Source organism: Microbacterium indicum DSM 19969 (assembly GCF_000422385.1).
Taxonomy (GTDB): Bacteria; Actinomycetota; Actinomycetes; order Actinomycetales; family Microbacteriaceae; genus Microbacterium; species Microbacterium indicum.
This window is the reverse complement of record NZ_AULR01000001.1, coordinates 486,706-505,301: the sequence shown is the minus strand read 5'-3', so window position 1 is coordinate 505,301 and position 18,596 is coordinate 486,706. Positions and strand designations below refer to the sequence as shown.

Annotated in this window: 18 protein-coding genes and 1 pseudogene; 12 read left to right on the top strand and 7 right to left on the bottom strand. The window is 71.4% G+C overall.

Going from position 1 to position 18,596, the window contains the following annotated elements:
• Window positions 1–84 precede the first annotated feature (84 nt).
• The 6 genes from H576_RS0102375 (at window position 85) to H576_RS0102350 (ending at window position 6,886) form a co-directional block, all read left to right on the top strand.
• A complete protein-coding gene (locus H576_RS0102375; RefSeq protein ID WP_245559092.1) occupies window positions 85–1,434 on the top strand; it encodes an ABC transporter substrate-binding protein in 1,350 nt (449 codons plus the stop codon).
• On the top strand, window positions 1,418–2,392 hold the full coding sequence (locus H576_RS14065) for a carbohydrate ABC transporter permease (RefSeq protein WP_084502343.1): 975 nt from the start codon (window positions 1,418–1,420) through the stop codon (window positions 2,390–2,392). Before H576_RS0102375 ends, H576_RS14065 begins: the two co-directional genes overlap by 17 nt.
• A complete protein-coding gene (locus tag H576_RS14060; protein WP_051172052.1) occupies window positions 2,389–3,234 on the top strand; it encodes a carbohydrate ABC transporter permease in 846 nt (281 codons plus the stop codon). The genes H576_RS14065 and H576_RS14060 overlap by 4 nt, the downstream gene beginning before the upstream one ends.
• Window positions 3,231–4,532 (top strand): family 1 glycosylhydrolase, encoded by a 1,302-nt coding sequence (locus H576_RS14055; RefSeq protein WP_051172050.1) that lies wholly within the window; start codon window positions 3,231–3,233, stop codon window positions 4,530–4,532. The genes H576_RS14060 and H576_RS14055 overlap by 4 nt, the downstream gene beginning before the upstream one ends.
• Window positions 4,533–4,569: 37 nt before the next feature.
• Window positions 4,570–5,568, top strand: a complete 999-nt coding sequence (locus tag H576_RS0102355; protein WP_029149585.1) for a LacI family DNA-binding transcriptional regulator — start codon at window positions 4,570–4,572, stop codon at window positions 5,566–5,568.
• A 100-nt stretch (window positions 5,569–5,668) separates the two neighbouring features.
• Window positions 5,669–6,886, top strand: a complete 1,218-nt coding sequence (locus H576_RS0102350; RefSeq protein ID WP_036318678.1) for an MFS transporter — start codon at window positions 5,669–5,671, stop codon at window positions 6,884–6,886.
• A gap of 19 nt (window positions 6,887–6,905) precedes the next feature.
• On the opposite strand, the gene H576_RS0102345 is transcribed toward H576_RS0102350, so the two are convergent.
• The gene (locus H576_RS0102345; protein ID WP_029149583.1) at window positions 6,906–8,225 is read right to left on the bottom strand and encodes a carboxylesterase family protein; all 1,320 of its coding nucleotides are present in this window, start codon (window positions 8,223–8,225) and stop codon (window positions 6,906–6,908) included.
• Window positions 8,222–9,499: an MFS transporter gene (locus H576_RS0102340; RefSeq protein WP_029149582.1), complete on the bottom strand. Its 1,278-nt coding sequence runs from the start codon at window positions 9,497–9,499 to the stop codon at window positions 8,222–8,224. The genes H576_RS0102345 and H576_RS0102340 overlap by 4 nt, the downstream gene beginning before the upstream one ends.
• An 86-nt stretch (window positions 9,500–9,585) precedes the next feature.
• Between H576_RS0102340 and H576_RS0102335 the strand changes: the two genes are divergently transcribed.
• Window positions 9,586–10,584 carry a LacI family DNA-binding transcriptional regulator gene (locus H576_RS0102335; RefSeq protein WP_029149581.1) on the top strand — a complete coding sequence of 333 codons (999 nt, stop codon included), beginning with the start codon at window positions 9,586–9,588 and terminating at the stop codon, window positions 10,582–10,584.
• A 24-nt stretch (window positions 10,585–10,608) separates the two neighbouring features.
• On the opposite strand, the gene metX is transcribed toward H576_RS0102335, so the two are convergent.
• Entirely contained in the window at window positions 10,609–11,811 is a 1,203-nt protein-coding gene (gene metX, locus H576_RS0102330) for a homoserine O-acetyltransferase MetX (RefSeq protein ID WP_029149580.1), read from the bottom strand.
• A gap of 39 nt (window positions 11,812–11,850) precedes the next feature.
• Entirely contained in the window at window positions 11,851–12,147 is a 297-nt protein-coding gene (locus H576_RS14050) for an FCD domain-containing protein (RefSeq protein ID WP_051172047.1), read from the bottom strand.
• Here H576_RS14050 and H576_RS16040 point away from each other — a divergent pair.
• Window positions 12,094–12,540: a hypothetical protein gene (locus H576_RS16040; RefSeq protein ID WP_156888098.1), complete on the top strand. Its 447-nt coding sequence runs from the start codon at window positions 12,094–12,096 to the stop codon at window positions 12,538–12,540. The genes H576_RS14050 and H576_RS16040 overlap by 54 nt on opposite strands.
• A 61-nt stretch (window positions 12,541–12,601) precedes the next feature.
• Here H576_RS16040 and H576_RS0102315 read toward each other — a convergent pair.
• Window positions 12,602–13,912: pseudogene (locus H576_RS0102315) on the bottom strand (bifunctional o-acetylhomoserine/o-acetylserine sulfhydrylase); the annotation flags it as partial.
• An 87-nt stretch (window positions 13,913–13,999) separates the two neighbouring features.
• On the opposite strand from H576_RS0102315, the gene H576_RS0102310 reads away from it, so the two are divergent.
• From H576_RS0102310 to H576_RS0102295, 4 genes are read left to right on the top strand one after another with little or no spacing between them, the layout of a single operon-like run.
• A complete protein-coding gene (locus tag H576_RS0102310) occupies window positions 14,000–14,773 on the top strand; it encodes an SDR family oxidoreductase (RefSeq protein ID WP_029149577.1) in 774 nt (257 codons plus the stop codon).
• Between the two features lie 32 nt (window positions 14,774–14,805).
• On the top strand, window positions 14,806–15,315 hold the full coding sequence (locus H576_RS0102305; protein WP_029149576.1) for a phosphoribosyltransferase: 510 nt from the start codon (window positions 14,806–14,808) through the stop codon (window positions 15,313–15,315).
• Between the two features lies 1 nt (window position 15,316).
• A complete protein-coding gene (locus H576_RS0102300) occupies window positions 15,317–16,006 on the top strand; it encodes a uracil-DNA glycosylase (RefSeq protein WP_029149575.1) in 690 nt (229 codons plus the stop codon).
• Window positions 16,007–16,011: 5 nt separating this feature from the next.
• Complete coding sequence (locus H576_RS0102295; RefSeq protein ID WP_029149574.1) at window positions 16,012–16,632, top strand: GNAT family N-acetyltransferase; 621 nt, start codon at window positions 16,012–16,014, stop codon at window positions 16,630–16,632.
• 136 nt (window positions 16,633–16,768) lie between these two features.
• Here H576_RS0102295 and H576_RS0102285 read toward each other — a convergent pair whose 3' ends face one another.
• Both H576_RS0102285 and H576_RS14045 read right to left on the bottom strand, forming a co-directional pair.
• Complete coding sequence (locus H576_RS0102285; RefSeq protein WP_029149573.1) at window positions 16,769–17,428, bottom strand: HAD family hydrolase; 660 nt, start codon at window positions 17,426–17,428, stop codon at window positions 16,769–16,771.
• 7 nt (window positions 17,429–17,435) lie between these two features.
• Entirely contained in the window at window positions 17,436–18,512 is a 1,077-nt protein-coding gene (locus H576_RS14045; RefSeq protein WP_036318672.1) for a TIGR03364 family FAD-dependent oxidoreductase, read from the bottom strand.
• Between the last annotated feature and the right edge of the window lie 84 nt (window positions 18,513–18,596).

The window sequence follows — 18,596 nt, the reverse complement described above, 5'->3', positions numbered from 1 at the left end:
ATCGCCAAGGTAGCGGCGAAGCGGCGGGCGGTCAAGGCTGACTGAGGAGGTGGAGATCGGATCTTGACAACGTTGTAGAACTCGGTGATCCTGAGGTTCGTACAACGTTGTAAAAGTGGCGGTGCCGAGAGCGCGCGGCCACGGACAGAGTCGTCCGCACTCACGATTGGAACCCTTATGTCTCACCCTCGTCTGGCGCTGGGCATCGGAGCCCTCGCCGTCACAGCCGCCCTCGTCGGCTGCTCCGCATCATCGTCTGACACGACGGCCGATGGTGCGGTCGAACTCACCTTCTGGCACGGGTACACCGAGGCCGACGGCGACGTTCTGCAGGACATCGTCGACGAGTTCAACGCGAGTCAGGGCGACGTCCACGTCACGACGGAAGTCCGCACGTGGGACAGCCTCAACGACGCGCTGCTGCCGGCGCTGGCCGCAGGCGACGGCCCTCAGCTTCTCGCGGTGCAGGCCGAGAACCTTCCCGTGTACGCCGACAAAGGCGCGCTTGTGCCTCTCGATTCGTTCTACGACGGCAGCGATGTCGCCTCGAGCTTCAGCGATGGCGCGGTGGAGATGGGCGTCGTCGACGGCACGCACTACGGCGTGCCGATCGGCTTCGTGCCCCAGGCGATGTTCTACAACAAGGCCCACTTCGCTGAGGCTGGGATCGAAGAGCCGCCTGCGACGTGGGACGAGTGGGTCGAAGACGCCGAGAAGCTCACCGTCGACGAGAACGGCGACGGAACGCCCGAACGATACGGGCTGGTGCTGCCCGACCATGCCGCGGCCGGGATCTGGGAAGCCCTGCTCTACGGAAACGGCGGCGACGTCATCGACGATGGCGAAGCCGTGATCGACTCGCCGGAGAACGCCGAGACGCTGCAGTACTGGCGCGACGCGATCGTCGGCGACCAGATCTCGCCGACGGGCGTCAGCGGTGTCGACGCCGACGGGTACTACAGCGGACAGCAGGCCTCGATGGTCGTGGGCGGACCGTGGCTCGCGACGATCTCCGAAGAGAACGGCATCGACTATGGCATCGCGCCGGTCCCGGCGGGGCCGGCGGAACAAGCGGCGTCCGCGATCGGTCTCTCGCTCGCGGTCACCGAGAATGCCAGCAACGCGCAGCAGGAGGCCGCGCAGACGTTCTTCGACTACTTCTATTCCGAGGACGTGTCGATCGAGTGGTCGCTCGGGTCGGGATGGCCGCCGCTCCGCACCGACATCGACCCGTCCGCCGTCTCCGAGAACCCGGTCGTCGCGGCGCTGACCGAGCAGACCGACATCGCCCACCCGCTGCTTCCCGGAGTCGTGAACAGCGTCGATGTGCTCGATGCCGTCGATGTCGTGACGCAGAAGACGCTGTCCGGCGGCGACATCGCAGATCTTCTCGCGGAAGCACAGGAGAGCGTCGCAGATGCAGTCAGTGATTGAGCGGCCTTCGGTGGTCGGCTCCGCGCCGGCGGCGCGACGTCCGTACAAGCCCGCCGCGCCGTTGGGCGGGAGGCGGAGCGGCGGGGCTCGGCGCAGGACGCTGATCGCGCTCGGCTTCCTGGCTCCCGCACTCGTCGTCCTCGGCATCTTCAGTGCGTGGCCGATGATCCAGGCCCTGTTCACCTCCTTCACCGACGCCTCGGGCTTCGGCACCCCGGAATGGGTCGGCCTCGAGAACTACGTGCGAGTGTTCGCCGATCCGGACATCCGCTCGGCGATGGTCAATACGGTCTGGTACACGGTGCTGTTCGCCCCGACGGCCGTCGTCGCGGCGCTCGCGCTCGCGCTGCTCGTGAACCGCCCGGACCTGCCGCTGCGCGGCTTCTTCCGCACCGCGCTATTCATCCCGTTCGTCGTGTCCCTGGCGGTCGCGGCATTCGCGTGGAGCTACCTGCTCGATCCGCAGGTCGGTCTCGTCAACTATTGGCTGTCGACCTTCGGGATCCGGATCGGAAACGTCCTCCAGGATCCGGTTCTCGCGATGCCGGTCGTCGCACTCGTGGCGGTCTGGAAGAACTTCGGCTTCTACTTCGTCGTCTTCCTCGCGGGGCTTCAGGACATCCCCGCCTCGCTGTATGAGGCGGCTCGCATGGACGGCGCGGGCCCGTGGTCCCGGTTGCGGCACATCACCGTTCCCATGCTGTCGAACACGTTCGCCTTCGTCGTGATCTTCGCGATGATCGCCGCACTGCAGGCATTCGATCAGATCTACGTCATGACAGGCGGCGGGCCTTACGGCAGCACCGAGACGGTCGTCATGGAGATCTACACGGCCGGCTTCGGAAAGCTCGAACTCGGGTTCGCGTCGGCGCTGTCGTATGTGCTCCTGATCGCCACGCTCATCATCAGCGTGATCCAGTTCGTCTTCTTAGGCAGGAAGGAAGAGGACCTCACATGACCACCGCACTCGCGACCGGGCGCCGGCCGTCGGCCGGGACGATCGCGACATTCGTCGTGCTGATCGTCGTGACGGCGTTCGTCCTCCTGCCGATCGTGATCATCGTGCTCACGGCGTTCAAACCGACGGCGGAGATCAACGCGTATCCGCCGACGCTCTGGCCCCATGAATGGACCCTCGACAACGTGGCGCGGATCTTCACCGAGCTGCCGCTCGCGCGGCTCATCCTGAACAGCTTCGTGTTCGCCGGAGGAGTCACGCTGTTCTCGGTTGCGTTCGATTCGATGGCGGCATACGCCCTCGCCCGGATCGACTTCACGGGGCGCAAGGTCCTTCTCCTCGTGATCATCGCGAGCCTGATGATCCCGTTCCAGGCGACGCTCGTTCCCGTCTACCAGATCCTCAGCGACCTCGGCTGGGTCAACTCCTTCGCCGGCATGATCGCGCCGCGTGCGGCGGACGCCTTCGGGATCTTCTTCCTCAGGCAGTTCTTCCTCGCGTTGCCTCGCGACGTGGACTCGGCAGCGCGGATCGACGGCGCGAGTGAGTTCCGGATCTTCCGTTCGGTCGTCCTGCCGAATGCCGTACCCGCGCTGCTGACGCTCGCCGTCTACAACTTCATCAACAACTGGAACGACCTGCTCTGGCCGCTCGTCATCACCACGTCGCAGGACATGGGGACGATCACGACGGGTCTCACTCTTCTCACCGGACCGGGCGGCATCATCCCGCACGGCGTCATGATGGCGGGCTCGCTCATTGCGATCGCCCCGCTGGTCATCGCGTTCATGCTCGTGCAGCGGCGGTTCATCGAGAGCATCGCATCGACGGGAATGAAATGACGACAGCTGACCGCGACTGGCACCGCGACGGGCGCCTCCACTTCGCGCTCGGGATCGAGGACACCTTCGTCCCGCAGACCTCACCCGGCGAGCGCGCGATCGACGAGTACGCGCTGACCGAGCACTACGACCAGTGGAGGGACGACCTCGACCGCGCGCGCTTCGCCGGCGCGGAACTGCTGCGATGGGGCGTGCCGTGGCACCGCATCCAGCCTGAGGCCGGCCGATTCGCGTGGGGCTGGCTCGACCGCGTCATGGAGCGATTCGCGGAGATCGGTCTGCGTCCGATCGTGGACCTCCTCCACTACGGCACGCCTCTCTGGCTCGAGGATCAGTTCGCGAACCCCGATTACCCGGATCGCGTCGCCGAGTACTCGGTCGCGGTCGCGGAGCGCTACGCGCCGCTCGGGGTCACCGACTACACACCCGTGAACGAGCCGATGATCCACGCGCTGTTCGCCGGTGAGTACGCGTATTGGCCGCCGTATCTGTCCGGCGAGCGGGGGCTCTCGCAGATCGTCAGGCAGCTGGCGCGGGGATTCGTGCAGGCGCAGCAGGGAATGGCAAGCGTGCTGCCGGGCGGCGGAACCTTCGTCCACGTCGACGCGGGTATGCGATTCGTTGGAGATGTCGACGCGCCGGAGCACCGCGAGACGGCAGCGCGCATGAGCGAGCAGGTCTTCCTCGTCGAGGATCTCGTGACGGGCAAGGTCGATCACGAGCACCCGCTGCACGCCTTCCTGACGCGGACAGGGTGGTCGGACACGGACCTGTCGTGGTTCCGGGACAACACAGTCCAGCCGACGGTCATGGGCGTCAACTACTACCCGCGTGTCTCGACCGAGGTGTTCGAAAGCGGCATCGTGCATGCCGGAGGCTTCCGCGATCCGCGCCCGGCCCGTGACGACGGCCTCGTCGGCCTCGAGGAGCTGCTGCGGACGGCGTCCGCGAGGTTCGGCGCTCCGGTCATGCTGACCGAGACCAGCGTGACGGCGAGCGTCGCGGAGCGAGCGGAGTGGATGCGGGATTCCGTCGCGCACATCCAAACGCTGCGCGCGGACGGCGTCGATGTCGTCGGGTACACCTGGTGGCCCGTGTTCGACATGTACGAGTGGACGTACCGTCACGCGACGGGGCCGCGCTCGGATCATCTGCTGCCGATGGGGCTGTGGTCCCTCGTGGAGTCGGCCGAGGGCCTGAGCCGAAAGCCCACCCCGCTCGTCGGCCTCTTCCGCTCGCTCGCCGAAGGTTCGAGCGCGACGGCTGACCGGGCGATGAGTCGCCTTGGGATAGGTTGACGGTGCTCGAATGCGCGATCCGCGGGGGAGGGATGACATGGCCGCGAAGCTGAAGGACGTGGCCGCGGCCGCGCAGGTGTCGATCAAGACGGTGTCGAACGTCGTCAACGGCTATCCCTATATCCGACCCGAGACCAAGGAACGCGTCGAGCGGGCGATCGCTGAGCTGGGCTACACGCCGAACCAGACCGCCCGCAACCTGCGCTCCGGGCGCACGGGCGTCATCGCGCTCGCGCTCCCCGATCTCGCTTTGGCGTACTTCGCCGAGCTCGCGGGCGCGATCGTCGCCGCAGCGGACGAGGTCGGGCTCGCCGTCCAGATCGAGCAGACGGGTGGTTCGCGCGAGCGAGAGATCGCGCTCCTGCGCACCCCTCGTCTGCAGGCGACCGACGGGGTGATCTTCAGCCCTCTCGAGATGGTCGAGGATGACGCGGCCGAACTCGACGTCGACTATCCGCTGATCCTGCTCGGCGAACGGATCATCAACGGCCCGAGCGACTTCGTCACGATGAAGAACGTCGAAGCCGCGGCCGCGGCGACGGAGCACCTGCTGCGTTCCGGGCGTTCGCGGGTCGCTCTCGTCGGGGCGCACGAAGGCGACGAGACCGGCACCGCGGCGCACCGGCTGCGCGGGTATCGACAGGCGCTGGAAGCGGGCGGCATCCCGTTCGATGAACTGCTTGTGATCCCCGCGGGGGACTGGCACCGCGTGGACGGCCTCAACGCGACGCGTGAGCTGCTTCGGCGAGGCGCTGCGTTCGACGCGATCTTCGCGCTGAACGACACGCTGGCCTTCGGGGCGATTCGCGGGTTGCAGGAAGCCGGGGTGCGTGTGCCGGATGACGTGAGCGTCATGGGCTTCGACGATGTGGATGAGGCCGCCTACTCGACCCCGGCGTTGACGACGATCGATCCGGGCCGCGCATGGATCGCCCGGCGCGCTGTCGAGATGCTCGTCGAGCGGATCGAGGATCCGTCGCTTCCCCTGCGTCAGGAGCTCGGGGACTTCCGGGTCGTCGAACGCGAGTCCGCGTAAGGGCCTCCTGCCAGGAGGAAGTCCGCGTCGACGTCCCCCGGCGCGCGGCCGTCACACGCCGTTCATCCGACGCGCAGTCCGACGCCTGTACAGTATCCCGGTGACTACCTCGACTCGTTCGAGGGGTGCGGCGACGATGGCGCTCCTCTCCATGGCCATCGGCGCTTTCGGAATCGGCATGACCGAGTTCGTCTCGATGGGGCTCCTGCCCGACATCGGCGCGGACCTGCTTCCCTTCGCCGCCGCGGATCCCGAGGCCGCCACGGCGCAGGCCGGGCACCTCATCAGCATCTACGCGCTCGGCGTCGTGATCGGCGCGCCGACGATCGCCGGGTTCACCACACGCTTCGCGCGCAACCGCGTGCTCGTCGTGCTCGTCGCGGGGCTGCTCGCCGGCAACATCCTCACCGTCGTGGCGCCGACCTTCGCGACCCTCGAGGCCGCGCGCTTCATCGCCGGTCTCCCGCACGGAGCGTTCTTCGGGATGGCGGCCGTCGTCGCGAGCGAGCTCATGGGCCCCGAGAAGCGCGGCCGCGGCGTCGCCTTCGTCATGGCCGGCCTGACGGTCGCGAACGTCGTCGGCGTCCCCGCCGGCACCTTCCTGGGCCAGCACTTCGGGTGGCGCGCCGCCTACGTCGTCGTCGTGATCGTCTTCGCGCTCTCGACCCTCATGTGCTGGGCCTTCGTGCCGCACGTCCCGGGCGCGCCCGGCCGCACGATCGCGCACGAGCTCGGCGTCTTCCGGGTCCCGCAGGTCTGGTACACGATCGCCTTCGCCGCGATCGGCTTCGGCGCGTTCTTCGCGGTGTACAGCTACGTCTCGAGCCTCGTGACGGGATCCGCGGACGCCCCCGAGTGGATGGTCCCGATCGCTCTCGTCGCGCTCGGCCTCGGCATGGTCGTCGGCAACTTCATCGGCGGCCACCTCGCCGACCTCAGCGTGAAGAGGACCCTGCTCGCGAGCCTCGCGTTCCTCTCCGTCTCGTCGCTCGTCGTCGCGATGCTGTCGCCCTGGGTCTACGCCCTCATCGGCGCGCTGTTCGTCTTCGGCATCGCTGGCCAGATGGTGTCGCCGACGGTGCAGCTGCGCCTCATGGACGTCGCGGGCGAGTACAAGGTCATCGGCGCGGCCCTCAACCACTCGGCGCTCAACATCGGGAACAGCATCGGCGCGGCCCTCGGGGGAGCGGTGATCGCGGCGCGCTGGGGCTACGAGTCGCCCGCCTGGCTCGGCGCCGTCCTCGCCTTCGCCGGCATCCTGATCGTGCTCGTCGCCTTCGCCGCCGAGAAGCGCGCGAAGACCCCCATCGCCGCGTAGCCCGCGCGGAGCCCCGGGGTCAGCCCCGGATCGCGAGGAAGGGCAGTGCGTCGTCAGCGCCGAGGTGCCCACCCCGCGCGAATCGCGCCCAGAGCGCGCGCATGCGGCGGCCGTCGGCGGCGATCTCGGCGTACGGGGTGCCCGCGACGAGCTGCGCACCGGACCAAGCGGCCTCGTCGCCGAGCAGCAGCGGGATGTCGATCGTGTGCGCCGCCCCGATCGGGTTGCCCCGCGCCGCCCACGAGAGGACGTAGGTGCTCGCCCGCCCGCCGGCGCGGCGGTGCCGCCGCGCGAAGCCCCGCGCGCCGCGGCCGTAGACGGCACGCGTGCAGAATGCGACGACGAGGCGCTCGAGCATCCGGCCGACGACGGGGATCCGCGACCACGTGCCGACGCCGGGCAGCTGAGGCAGGAAGAACCGCGCCTCCTCCGATGTGCTGCCGACGAACACGTCGATGTCGCGCGCGACCGACGCGAGCGCGGCGTCGACGCAGCTCTCGGGCGGGAGCGGCGCGTGCCCGTACTGCGGCGCGATCGGCATCGCGCCGCGCAGGCCGAAGCTGGCGCCCGCCGCGATGACCTCCTGCTGCACGGCGGCGACGACGTCGAGCGAGGAGTCGGGGCGGAGCGACCCCGCCGCGTCGGCGAGCGCGCGCTCGAGCCGGGCGCGCCCCCGCATGATCCCGAGCGGCGCGCTCTGCAGGATCGCGCGCGAGAACAGGTCGGCCGCGCCCGCGGTCGCCATGAGGTCGGCGATCGCCGCGGCCCCCGCCGACTGCCCGAACGCCGTCACCGAGGCCGGGTCGCCGCCGAACGCGGCGATGTTGCGGCGGATCCAGCGGAACGCCTCGACGAGGTCGAGGAGGCCGAGGTTCGCGTGCGGCCCGTGGGGCGTCTCGACGAAGCCCAGCAGGCCGAGCCGGTACCCGACGGTCACGACGACGACGTCCTGCTCGGCGACGAGGGCCGCGGGGTCCATGACGGCGGCGTCGCCCGTGCCCGTCACGAAGCCGCCGCCGTGGATCCAGACCATGACGGGCCGCGGCGCCTCGGCGGGCGCGGCGGGCATCGTGATCGAGAGGCGCTGGCAGTCCTCGTCGACGCCGAGGCCGCGCGGGTCGGCGCCGAACATCGCGTCGGCGATCGGGTCGGCTGGCTGCGGCGCCTGCGGCGACCAGCGTTCGGCGACGAGGGGCTCGGTGCGGTCGGCGACCGGCGTCGGCCGTCCGAAGCGGTCGGCGCGGGCATAGGGGATCCCCGTGGCACGGATCACGGCCCCGTCCCGCCAGCCGATCACGGGCCCGCCCGGCGCGTCGAAGCGCGGGGCCGCCGTGCTCATCGCACGCTCCGGACGCGGAACACGACGAAGCCGCCGACGACGGCGACCGCCGCCGCGACGATGTACAGGCCGGGATAGGACTGCGCCGCGATCGCGAGGATCACGGGCGCGACGGCCGGGGCCAGCGCCTGAGGCAGCGTCGAAGCCGTGTTGAAGATCGCGAGGTCGTTCGCCGCGTCGTCGGGGTTCGGGAGCACGTCGGTCGCGAGCGCCAGGTCGACGGCCGTGTAGCCGCCGTAGCCGATGCCTCCGGTCACGAGCCCCACGAAGAACAGTGTGAGGTCGCCGGCCCCGGCTATGAGCAGTAGCGCGCCGGCGGTGATGAACGCGGCCGTGATGACGAACACCTTGCGGCGCCCGAGGACGTCGGAGAGGCGGCCCGCGACGACGCTCGAGACGACGGTCGCGCCGGCGAGCAGCAGCGTGCCCGTGAGGACGTGCCCGGCGACGGCGTCGGCCGCGATCCCCAGGTGGCTGATGAGGTAGTACGCCTGGTATGTGGTGAGGAACGCGTAGGCGAGCTGCAGGAGGAAGCGGCTGAGGTAGGCCCAGCCGAAGTCGGGGTGCCGGCGCGGATCCACCCAGAACGTCGACAGGACGTCGCGGAGGCTCTGCGCCGGGATCGGCGCGTCGTCGCGCGAGCTGCGCTCCTTCACGAGCACGGTAAAGAGCACGAGGAAGAACGCGCCGACGAGCGCGGGGACGAGGAACATGCCGTCGGAGTCGTGGGGGAGGGCCGCGACGATCACCGAGCCCACGACGAGGGCGAGCACCGTCCCGAGCCCGATGAAGGCCGAGACCGAGGCGCGCTGCGCGACCGGTACGCGGTCCGAGAGCACGGCGAGGAGCGAGGCGACGCAGGCGCTGCCGGCGATCGAGACGATCGCGTAGCCCGCGATGAGGCCCGCGAGCCCGGGAACGAACGCCATCACGCAACCGCCGGCGATGAGGCCCGCGGCGCCCGCCGCGATCCACGGCCGTCGCCGCCCGAGCCGCGAGCGGGTGCGGTCGCTCGCGCGGCCGGCGAGGGGGAGCGCGACGACCTGGAGGAGCAGGCCCGTCGTCAGCACGGCCCCGAGGATCCTCGGCGCCTCGTCGGCCGGGACCATCGTGTCGATCCGCAGCGCCAGGCTCTCGAGCGACGGCGTCAGCAAGACGAGCAGGGCGCCGAACGACGCGAGCGCGTAGACGAGGACGAAGCCCGGGCCCACGCGCTCGGCGGGAGCCGGAGGTGCAGGGGCGAGGGCGGGGGAGTCGTGCGGCGTGCGGGTCATGGGTCTCTCGTCGTCGGGAGTGCTGATACGTATAAGCACAGCATACGCCCCGGCTTGCGGGGCGGCCCGCTGGGTAGGATCGGCCCATGGCAGCTCCCCGGGTGACGGCGGCCCAGGTCGCGAAGGAAGCCCGGGTGTCGCAGGCGACCGTCAGCTATGTGCTCAACGACAAGCCGCACGGCCGGATCCCCGAGGAGACCCGGCGCCGCGTCCTCGACGCGGCGCGGAAGCTGAACTACACGCCGTCCGCGGCCGCGCGGGCGCTGCGCCTCGGTCGATCGAATCTCGTGCTCATCGTGCTGCCGGACTGGCCGCTCGGCTACGCCATGTCGGGCTTCATCGACCGGCTCACGGACCACCTCGAGCAGGTGGACCTCCAGCCCGTGATCCGCCGCCTCAAGCCGGGGATGCCCGTCGGCGACCTCTGGCAGGCGATCATGCCGGCGGCGGTCCTCCTGCTCGACGACGTCGGCCGCGGGGAGCGCGCGTCGATGCGCGCCGCGGGCGTCTTCGTCGCGCACGGCGTGCTCTGGGACGAGGACCACGACGACGATCCCGTCCTCGCGCGCGGCAGCCTGGTCGGCGCGCTCCAGGTCGAGCACCTCGTCGCGACGGGGCACCGGCGCGTCGGCTACCTCGCGCCCCGCGCCGCGCACGACCAGCTCTTCAGCCGGCTCCGCATCGAGGGCGCGGAGGCCGCGTGCCTCGACCTCGGGATCGACCGCCCGCAGGTGCGGAGCGCGGATCTCACGCCCGAGGCGATCCGCCAGGCGCTCGACGGCTGGTGGGCCGAGGAGCCCGATCGGCGCGTGACGGCCGTCTGCGCGTACAGCGACGACTACGCGTTCGCCCTCCTCGCGGCGATGCGCGACGCGGGGCTCCGCGCGCCCGACGACCTCGCCGTCATCGGGGCCGACGACGTCCCGCTCGCCCTCTTCGCCGATCCTCCGCTCACGACGATCGACCACGAGCAGGAGGTGGTCGTCGCCCACCTCGCGCGCGTCATCGGGGCGGGGATCCGCGGCGAGGAGGCCCCCGAGGCGCCGCCGATGCACCCGAGCGTCGTCATCCGGCGGAGCGCCTGACGGGCCGGAGCGCCGCGCTGGCGCCTACGCGAGCAGCTCGCGGAGGTGATCGCTCAGCACATCGGTCTCGATGAGGAACCCGTCGTGCCCGAAGTCGCTCCGGATCACGCGCGCCTCGTCGCCGTGGATCGTCGTGCGGATCGCGCGGGCGATCCTGTGCTGGCCCTCGAGCGGGAAGAGCCGGTCGGTGTCGATGCCGATGACGAGCGTCGGCGCCGTCACGCGGGCGAGGGCGTCCTCGACGCCTCCCCTGTCGCGGCCGACGTCGTGCGAGTCCATGGCCTCGACGAGCCGGATGTAGGTGTTCGCGTCGAAGCGGCGCGTGAACTTGTTGCCGTGGAAGTCGAGGTACGACTCGACGGCGAAGCGCCCGCCGTGGCCGAGCGGGCTGACGCCCGACTGCCAGGAGCGCTGGAAGCGGCGGTTGAGCTCGACGATGCCGCGGTAGTTGAGCATCGCCATGCGGCGCGCGAGCGCGAGACCGCGGTGCGGCCCCTCGCCGGGCCCCGACTCGTAGTAGTCGCCGCCCTGGAAGCCCGGGTCGATCTCGATCGCCTCGAGCTGCGTCGAGTTGAGGGCGATCTGGTCGGCCGAGTTGGCCGGGGGAGCGGCGATGACGGCGAGGCGCCCGACGCGGTCGGGGTGCGTGACGGCCCACTCGAGGGCGTGCATGCCGCCCATGGATCCGCCGATGACGGCGCCCCAGCGCTCGATCTCGAGCCGGTCGGCGAGTGCGGCCGTCGCGGCGACCTGGTCGCGGATCGTCAGGTACGGGAAGCGCGAGGCCCAGGCATCGCCGTCGGGGTGGATGCTCGCGGGGCCCGTCGACCCCTGGCACCCGCCGAGCATGTTGGGGGCGACGACGAACCACCGGTCGGTGTCGATCGCGAGGCCCGGCCCGACGATGTCGTTCCACCACCCCGCGGTCGCGTGGCCGGGGCCCGCGGGCCCGCGCACGTGGCTGTCGCCCGTGAACGCGTGCAGCACGAGGACGGCGTTCGAGCGATCGGCGTTCAGCTCGCCCCACGTCTCGTAGGCGAGGCGCATGTGCGGCAGCGTGTCGCCGCGCTCGGTCGTGAACGCGCCGAGCCACGCGAAGCGGCGCTCGCCCGGGTGGTCGCCGTCCTGCCACGCGCCGGTCGCCGGCGGGCGCCCCGCCATCGAGCGCGCGTCGGCCTCCGTCACGGGCGCCGCGGGCACCGTGTCCTCGGAGATCTGCCAGTCCATCGGATCCATTCTGCCGTGCGGCGGGCGGCAGGTTACGACTCAGTCGCGGAGCGAGCTCTCGACGCGGTCCTCGGCCTGGGTCATGTGCGCGACGAGGAGGCGCGCGAGCTCGTCGCCGTCGCCCGCGCGGATGGCGGCGACGATCGCGTGATGGTCGCGGTCCGCCTGCTCCCGGCCGCCCATCTCGCCGACGTTGCGCCGCGCGTAGGGCAGGGCCGCGGTGAGGAGCGAGCGCAGGATCGCGGCGGTGCGCGGCCGCTCGGCGAGCTCGTGGATCGCGGTGTGGAACTCGAAGTTCAGCTGCAGCCAGGCGTCGGCGTCCGACGCCTCCTCCATGCGGTCGGCGAGGGCGACCTCGGCCTGCTGCGCGAGCGGATGCTCACCGACTACATCTACCGCCTGACGTCGGCGCGGCTCGCGGACGAGCAGGCGCGCGCGGGCGGATCCGCCCACCTGTTCCTCATCGGCGAGGCGGGCGGGTCCATCGCGTCGCACGCCGTCGACGTCCCCGCGCTCATGGGCCTGCACCTGCCGGACCAGGGCCCCGAGCAGGACCGCCGCGACGACGAGATCACCCGCATCGTCGTCGACTTCGTGACGGGCGAGCCGCTCGGCTGGCCGGCCTGGGGGCCGGAGGGCGACGCCCGCGGCGTCGGCGAGCTGCGCGCGCCTGCGGCCGAGACCTTCCGCACGGCGCTCGCGCGCTGGGAGGGCGTCGCCCGGCCTTAGCTCCGCGCACGGAGGACGGGCCCGCGCCGAGACGATCTCGGCGCGGGCCCGTCTTCTGGGGTCAGGCGCGCGCGGCGCGGGCGGCGGCGAACGCCTGGTCGAGGTCGGCCGTGAGGTCGTCGATGTGCTCGAGGCCCACCGACAGGCGCACGAGGCCGGGCGTCACGCCCGCCGTGAGCTGCTGCTCGGGGGTGAGCTGCGAGTGCGTCGTCGAGGCGGGGTGGATCACGAGAGAGCGCACGTCGCCGATGTTCGCGAGGTGGCTGAAGAGCTCGAGCGAGTTCACGAACGTGCGCCCCGCGTCGACGCCGCCCTTGAGCTCGAACGACAGGACGGCGCCCTGGCCGCGCGGCGCGATCCGCTGCGCCGCCTCGTACCACGGCGAGGAGGGGAGGCCCGAGTAGTTCACGTCGGCGACGTCGGGGTGGCGCTCGAGCCACGCGGCGACGGCCTGCGCGTTCTGCACGTGGCGCTCCATGCGCAGCGACAGCGTCTCGATGCCCTGGATCAGCTGCCAGGCGTTGCTCGGCGCGACCGCGGATCCGAGGTCGCGCAGCAGCTGCACGCGCGCCTTCGTGATGTAGGCGACGCCGTCGCCCAGCGCGCCCGTGTAGCTGAGCCCGTGGTACGACGGGTCGGGATCCGTGAGGCCCGGGAACCGGTCGGCGTTCTGCGACCAGGGGAACGAACCGCCGTCGACGATCGCGCCGACGACGACGGTCCCGTGCCCCGAGAGGAACTTCGTCGCCGAGTGCACGACGACGTCGGCGCCGAACTCGAACGGCCGGATCAGATACGGCGTCGCGATCGTGTTGTCGACGATGAGCGGGACGCCCGCCTCATGGGCGATGTCGGCGACGAGGCGGATGTCGAGGACGTTCGCCTGCGGGTTGCCGATCGTCTCGGCGAAGAACAGCTTCGTGTTCGGGCGGGCGGCGCGGCGCCACTCCTCGGGGTCGTCCTGGTTCTCGACGAACGTGACCTCGATGCCGAGGCGGGCGAGCGTGTACTTGAACAGGTTGTGCGTGCCGCCGTAGATCGACGACGACGAGACGATGTGGTCGCCCGCCTGCGCGATGTTGAGGACCGCGAAGGTCTCGGCGGCCTGGCCGCTCGCCACGAGGACCGCGCCCGTGCCGCCCTCGAGGGTCGAGATCCGCTCCTCCGCGACCGCCGTGGTCGGGTTCGTGATGCGGGTGTAGATGTTGCCGGGCTCGGCGAGCGAGAACAGGTCGGCGGCGTGGTCCGAGTCGCGGAACACGTATGCGGTGGTCTGGTAGAGCGGCGTCGCGCGCGCGCCCGTCGTCGGGTCGGGCTGAGCGCCCGCGTGGATCTGCTGCGTCTCGAAACGCCAGGTGTCGGCCATGTCATTCCCCTCGGTGGATCTCTCTCGCCGTCGACGCTACGCGGGCGCGCGCGCGGTGGGCGAGCGCGCGGACATGCGCGGTAACGTTGGCCCATGGTGAGACGTGCGGTCGTGACGGGTGCGAGTTCGGGAATCGGGCGGGCGACCGTCGTGGCGCTGCGGGAACGCGGGTGGGACGTCGTCGGCGTCGCGCGCCGCGCCGACCGCCTCGAGGCGCTGGCCGCGGAGACGGGGGCCGAGGCCTTCGCCGCGGATCTCACGAGCCAGGCCGACGTCGACGCGCTCGCCGCGTTCACGTCGCAGGCGCCCGTGCACGCGCTCGTCCACATCGCGGGCGGCGCCCTCGGGACCGACCGCATCGAGAACGGCGACCCCGACGGCTGGCTGCGCATGTACGAGATGAACACGCTCTCGGCGCAGCGCCTCGTCAAGGCCCTCCTGCCGCAGCTGCGCGCGACGGCGAAGGCCGAGTCGACGCACGCCGACACGCTCTTCCTCACCTCGACGGCGGCGCAGGTCGCCTACCCCGGAGGTGCGGGCTACAACGCCGCGAAGGCGGGGGAGTCGATGCTCGTGAGCGCGCTGCGCCAGGAGCTCGTGGGCGAGCCCCTCCGCGTCATCGAGATCGCGCCGGGCATGGTCCACACCGAGGAGTTCTCGCTCACGCGCCTCGGCGGCGACCAGAGCGCGGCCGACGCCGTGTACGAGGGCGTCGACCGGCCGCTGGCGGCCGACGACGTGGCCGACGTCGTGGCGTACAGCCTCGGCCTCCCCGGGCACGTGAACCTCGACCTCGTCACCCTGCGCCCCGTCGCGCAGGCCGCGCAGCATCTCGTGCACCGCGGTCCCCTCACGATCGCCGACTGACGGCACCCGACCGACCCCCGAGGAACAGATCCATGACCGACGACTTCATCGAGCGCGAGACGCTCACCTGGGACGGCTTCGGCGACGCGACGCGCGCCCTGTCGCGCGACATCGTGAAGGCGGGCTTCGCCCCCGAGGTGGTCGTCGCGATCGCGCGCGGCGGCCTGCTGCCGGCAGGCGCGATCGCGTACGGCCTCGGCGCCAAGAACTGCGGCGCGATCAACATGGAGTTCTACACGGGGATCGGCACGGTCCTCGACGCGCCCGAGGTGCTGCCGCCCGAGCTCGACATGAACTACCTCGACGGGCGCCGTGTGCTGCTCGTCGACGACGTCGCCGACTCGGGCCGCACCCTCAAGATGGCGGTCGAGCTCCTGCGCGAGAAGGGCGCCGACGTGCGATCCGTCACGATCTACACGAAGCCGTCGACCGTGATCCAGCCCGACTTCGCGTGGAAGGCCACCGACAGGTGGATCAACTTCCCGTGGTCGGCGCAGGGCTCGGTCATCGAGGAGGACGCCGGCCTCCCCGCCAGCGCCTGAGATGCCGCTCGCGCTCCCCGCGCTCGCCGAGCGCGGCCTGATCGACGCGGGCTGGGCCGAGGCGCTCGCCCCCGTCGGCCCCGAGATCGCGGCGCTCGGCGACCGGCTGCGCGCGGAGACGGCCGCCGGGTGCGGGTACCTCCCGGCGGGCGACCGCGTGCTGCGGGCGTTCCAGCGGCCGCTCTCGGGGGTCAGGGTCCTCATCGTCGGGCAGGATCCCTACCCGACGCCGGGACACCCGATCGGGCTGTCGTTCGCGGTCGAGCGCGACGTCCGCCCGATCCCGCGCTCGCTGCAGAACATGTCGCGCGAGCTCGTCGACGACCTGGGCGTCGACCCGCTGCCGCACGGCGATCTGTCGGCGTGGGCCGATCAGGGCGTCATGCTGCTCAACCGCGTCCTCACGGTGTCGCCCGGCGCGCCCGCCTCGCACAAGGGGTGGGGATGGGAGGCCGTCACCGAACACGCGATCCGCGCGCTCGTCGCCCGCGGGGGCCCGCTCGTCGCGATCCTGTGGGGCGCGCAGGCGCGCCAGCTCGCGCCGCTCCTCGGATCCACGCCGCGCATCGAGTCGGCCCACCCGTCGCCGCTCTCCGCGAGCCGGGGGTTCTTCGGATCCCGCCCCTTCTCCCGCGCGAACGCGCTGCTCGTGGAGCAGGGCGCGGATCCGGTCGACTGGCGGATATCCTGAGCCCCATGCTCGAGGAGGAATATCAGAAGCGCCGACGCCTGCCGCGGCACCTGCGCCCAGCGCCCGAACCCGAGCGCCCCTTCGCGTACGAGATCCGCCCCGCCGAGACGCGCGACATCGCCGACATCCGCGAGATCTACAACTACTACGTGACCAACTCGGTCGTGACCTTCGACGAGAAGAAGTGGACCCACCGCCAGTGGGCCGAGAAGTACGCGCACATCCGCAAGCTCGGGCTGCCGTTCCTCGTCGCGGTGTCGCCGAGCGGCCAGGTGCTCGGCTACGCGCTCGTCTCGCCGTGGTCGGGCAAGAGCTCCTACCGCTACACCGCCGAGAACTCGATCTACCTCGGGCCGAGCGCGACGGGCAAGGGCCTCGGCCGTGCGCTCCTCACCGCGCTCATCGAGGCGTCCGAGGAGTTCGGGCTGCGCCAGATGGTGGCCGTCATCAGCGACAAGGGCGCCGAGGGATCCATCGCGCTGCACGAGAAGATGGGCTTCGAGGAGGTCGGCCGCATGGGGCGCGTCGGCTACAAGTTCGGCCGCTGGCTCGGGACGGTCTACCTGCAGAAGCAGCTGACGCCTGTCAAGAAGAAGCGCGGGCTGTTCGGCCGCCGGGCCGACTGAGGTCGGCAGATGACCGCGGCTCCGTCGGGCGTGTTCGACGCGCACCGAGCTCTCGGCCCAGAGCACGTCGGCGACGTGCTCTGCATCGACGCCGCGGCCTTGTCCGGCGCGGGACGCGGCTGAGCCGCTGCCGTCGTCAGGCCGCGAGGACGAGGGCCGGGATCTCGGCGACCGACCCCAGGACGTGGGTCGCCCCGGGGAACTCGTGGTGCGTCCCCGTGAGCACGCCGGCCGAGATCCGCGCGCCGGCGCGCAGTCCCGCGAGGACGTCGGAGGCCGTGTCGCCCGCCGCCGCGATGTCGCGCACGTCGGTCACGCCGAGGCGGAGCGCGGCGGTGAGGATCATGTCGGGGAACGGCCGTCCGCGGCCCGCGTCGGCGGGGGAGAGCGCGGCGTCGGCGATCCCGCGCCACCCGAGCGCGTCGAGCAGGGCGTCGCGGGTGTCGGGGGAGAAGCCCGTCGTCAGCGCGACCTCCAGCCCCGCGGCGCGCAGCTCGCGGATCGCGTCCTCGGCGCCGTCGATCGGGCGCGCGCGGTCGCGGATCCCCACGAGGTAGGCGGCCTCGAAGGCGCGGTTCGCGTCGCGGGCGCGCTCCTCGGATCCCGTGATCGCGCGGAAGACCTCGATCTTCGACTGGCCCATCGTGTCGAGCGTGTACTGCGTCGCCCGCGCGCGCTCGTCGGTGCCGTCGGCGGTCCCGACGGCGTCCATCGCCTCGGAGAATGCCGCCATGACGGCGCCGCCGTCCTCGACCGTCGTGCCGGCCATGTCGAACGCGATCATCTGGAATGCCATGGTGCGCCTATCGGTAGAGGTCTGCGATGACGGCTTCGCCGAAGCCGGGGGAGGTCGTCATGCCGATGCCCGTCGTGACGGCGCTCACATGCACGCCCTCGTCGATCGTCTCGGAGAGGAATTCGCCGGGCCCCTTCGCGTAGACGCCCTGCCAGCGCTGCCGGACACCGACGCCCTCGACGCCGAACAGGCGCCGCATCTCGCGCAGCAGGACCTCGTAGGGGCGCTCGTTCTGGAACGGCGAGGCGGCGTCCGAGACGACGTGCGTGTCGCCGACGAAGAGCCCGAGCCCCGGCGCCTCGGTGCACATCTGGTTCACGTCGAGGTCGAGCACCTCGGGGCGCGCGATCTCGTATCGCGCCCGCACGGCGTCGGCTGCCTCGCCGGCGAAGGCGGGGTAGCGCAGCATCGAGAGGGCCGTGAGCACGGGGAACTCGAGCCCGATCCCGTCGACGAGCATCATGTCGAGCGCGCAGCGGGCGATCCCGTGGTCGGCCGCGACCTCGGGCAGCAGCTGATCGATGTCGTGGTTGACGCAGACGACGACGTTGTCGGCGCGGATCTCGCCGCGCGTCGTGAAGAGGGTGCCGGGGCGCGCGCCGAGGGCGGCGGTCGTCCAGGAGAAGGCGACGCCCTCGCGCTCGAGCCAGGCGGCGATCGCGGGGCCGGCCTCGCGCGGGTTCACCTGCATGTCGTCCTTGAGGAGCACGCCGCCGACGGCGTGCTTCACGGGCGCGAGATCGGTGATCTCCCGCGCCGTGAGGAGCCTGCCCTGGCCCGCGTCGCGCAGCACCTGCATCTCGTCGTCGGCCGTCGCGACCATGAGCGAGCCGCGGCGCGCGAGCCAGAACCCGGCCGACTGCGCGAGGTCGGCGTACAGCTCGCGCGAGCGCTCGGCGTATTCGCGGCCGAGGCCCGCCTGCATCGAGACGCCGATGTGCCCGAAGTTGCGCACCGTCGAGCCCGCGAGGCGGGGTGCTCGATCGATGACGATGACGCGCAGCCCGCGTCGGTGCGCGGCGGCCGCGTGCGAGAGGCCGACGATGCCGGCGCCGACGACCGCGACGTCGTACGAGTGATCCACCGTGCCACCGTAGACGGCGCGAATCGCGCCACCCCGGGGTCTTCACCCCGGCGTCACCGACTGTGCGGCAGGTGTTCACCGGCC

Coding starts and splice junctions, on each gene's coding strand:
- H576_RS0102300 (WP_029149575.1), top strand. CDS start 15,317: ATGCCGCTCGCGCTCCCCGCGCTCGCCGAGCGCGGCCTGATCGACGCG.
- H576_RS0102285 (WP_029149573.1), bottom strand. CDS start 17,428: ATGGCATTCCAGATGATCGCGTTCGACATGGCCGGCACGACGGTCGAG.
- H576_RS0102345 (WP_029149583.1), bottom strand. CDS start 8,225: ATGAGCACGGCGGCCCCGCGCTTCGACGCGCCGGGCGGGCCCGTGATC.
- H576_RS0102295 (WP_029149574.1), top strand. CDS start 16,012: ATGCTCGAGGAGGAATATCAGAAGCGCCGACGCCTGCCGCGGCACCTG.
- H576_RS14055 (WP_051172050.1), top strand. CDS start 3,231: ATGACGACAGCTGACCGCGACTGGCACCGCGACGGGCGCCTCCACTTC.
- H576_RS0102355 (WP_029149585.1), top strand. CDS start 4,570: ATGGCCGCGAAGCTGAAGGACGTGGCCGCGGCCGCGCAGGTGTCGATC.
- H576_RS0102310 (WP_029149577.1), top strand. CDS start 14,000: ATGGTGAGACGTGCGGTCGTGACGGGTGCGAGTTCGGGAATCGGGCGG.
- H576_RS14065 (WP_084502343.1), top strand. CDS start 1,418: ATGCAGTCAGTGATTGAGCGGCCTTCGGTGGTCGGCTCCGCGCCGGCG.
- H576_RS0102305 (WP_029149576.1), top strand. CDS start 14,806: ATGACCGACGACTTCATCGAGCGCGAGACGCTCACCTGGGACGGCTTC.
- H576_RS0102335 (WP_029149581.1), top strand. CDS start 9,586: ATGGCAGCTCCCCGGGTGACGGCGGCCCAGGTCGCGAAGGAAGCCCGG.
- H576_RS14050 (WP_051172047.1), bottom strand. CDS start 12,147: ATGGAGGAGGCGTCGGACGCCGACGCCTGGCTGCAGCTGAACTTCGAG.
- H576_RS0102340 (WP_029149582.1), bottom strand. CDS start 9,499: ATGACCCGCACGCCGCACGACTCCCCCGCCCTCGCCCCTGCACCTCCG.
- H576_RS14060 (WP_051172052.1), top strand. CDS start 2,389: ATGACCACCGCACTCGCGACCGGGCGCCGGCCGTCGGCCGGGACGATC.
- metX (WP_029149580.1), bottom strand. CDS start 11,811: ATGGACTGGCAGATCTCCGAGGACACGGTGCCCGCGGCGCCCGTGACG.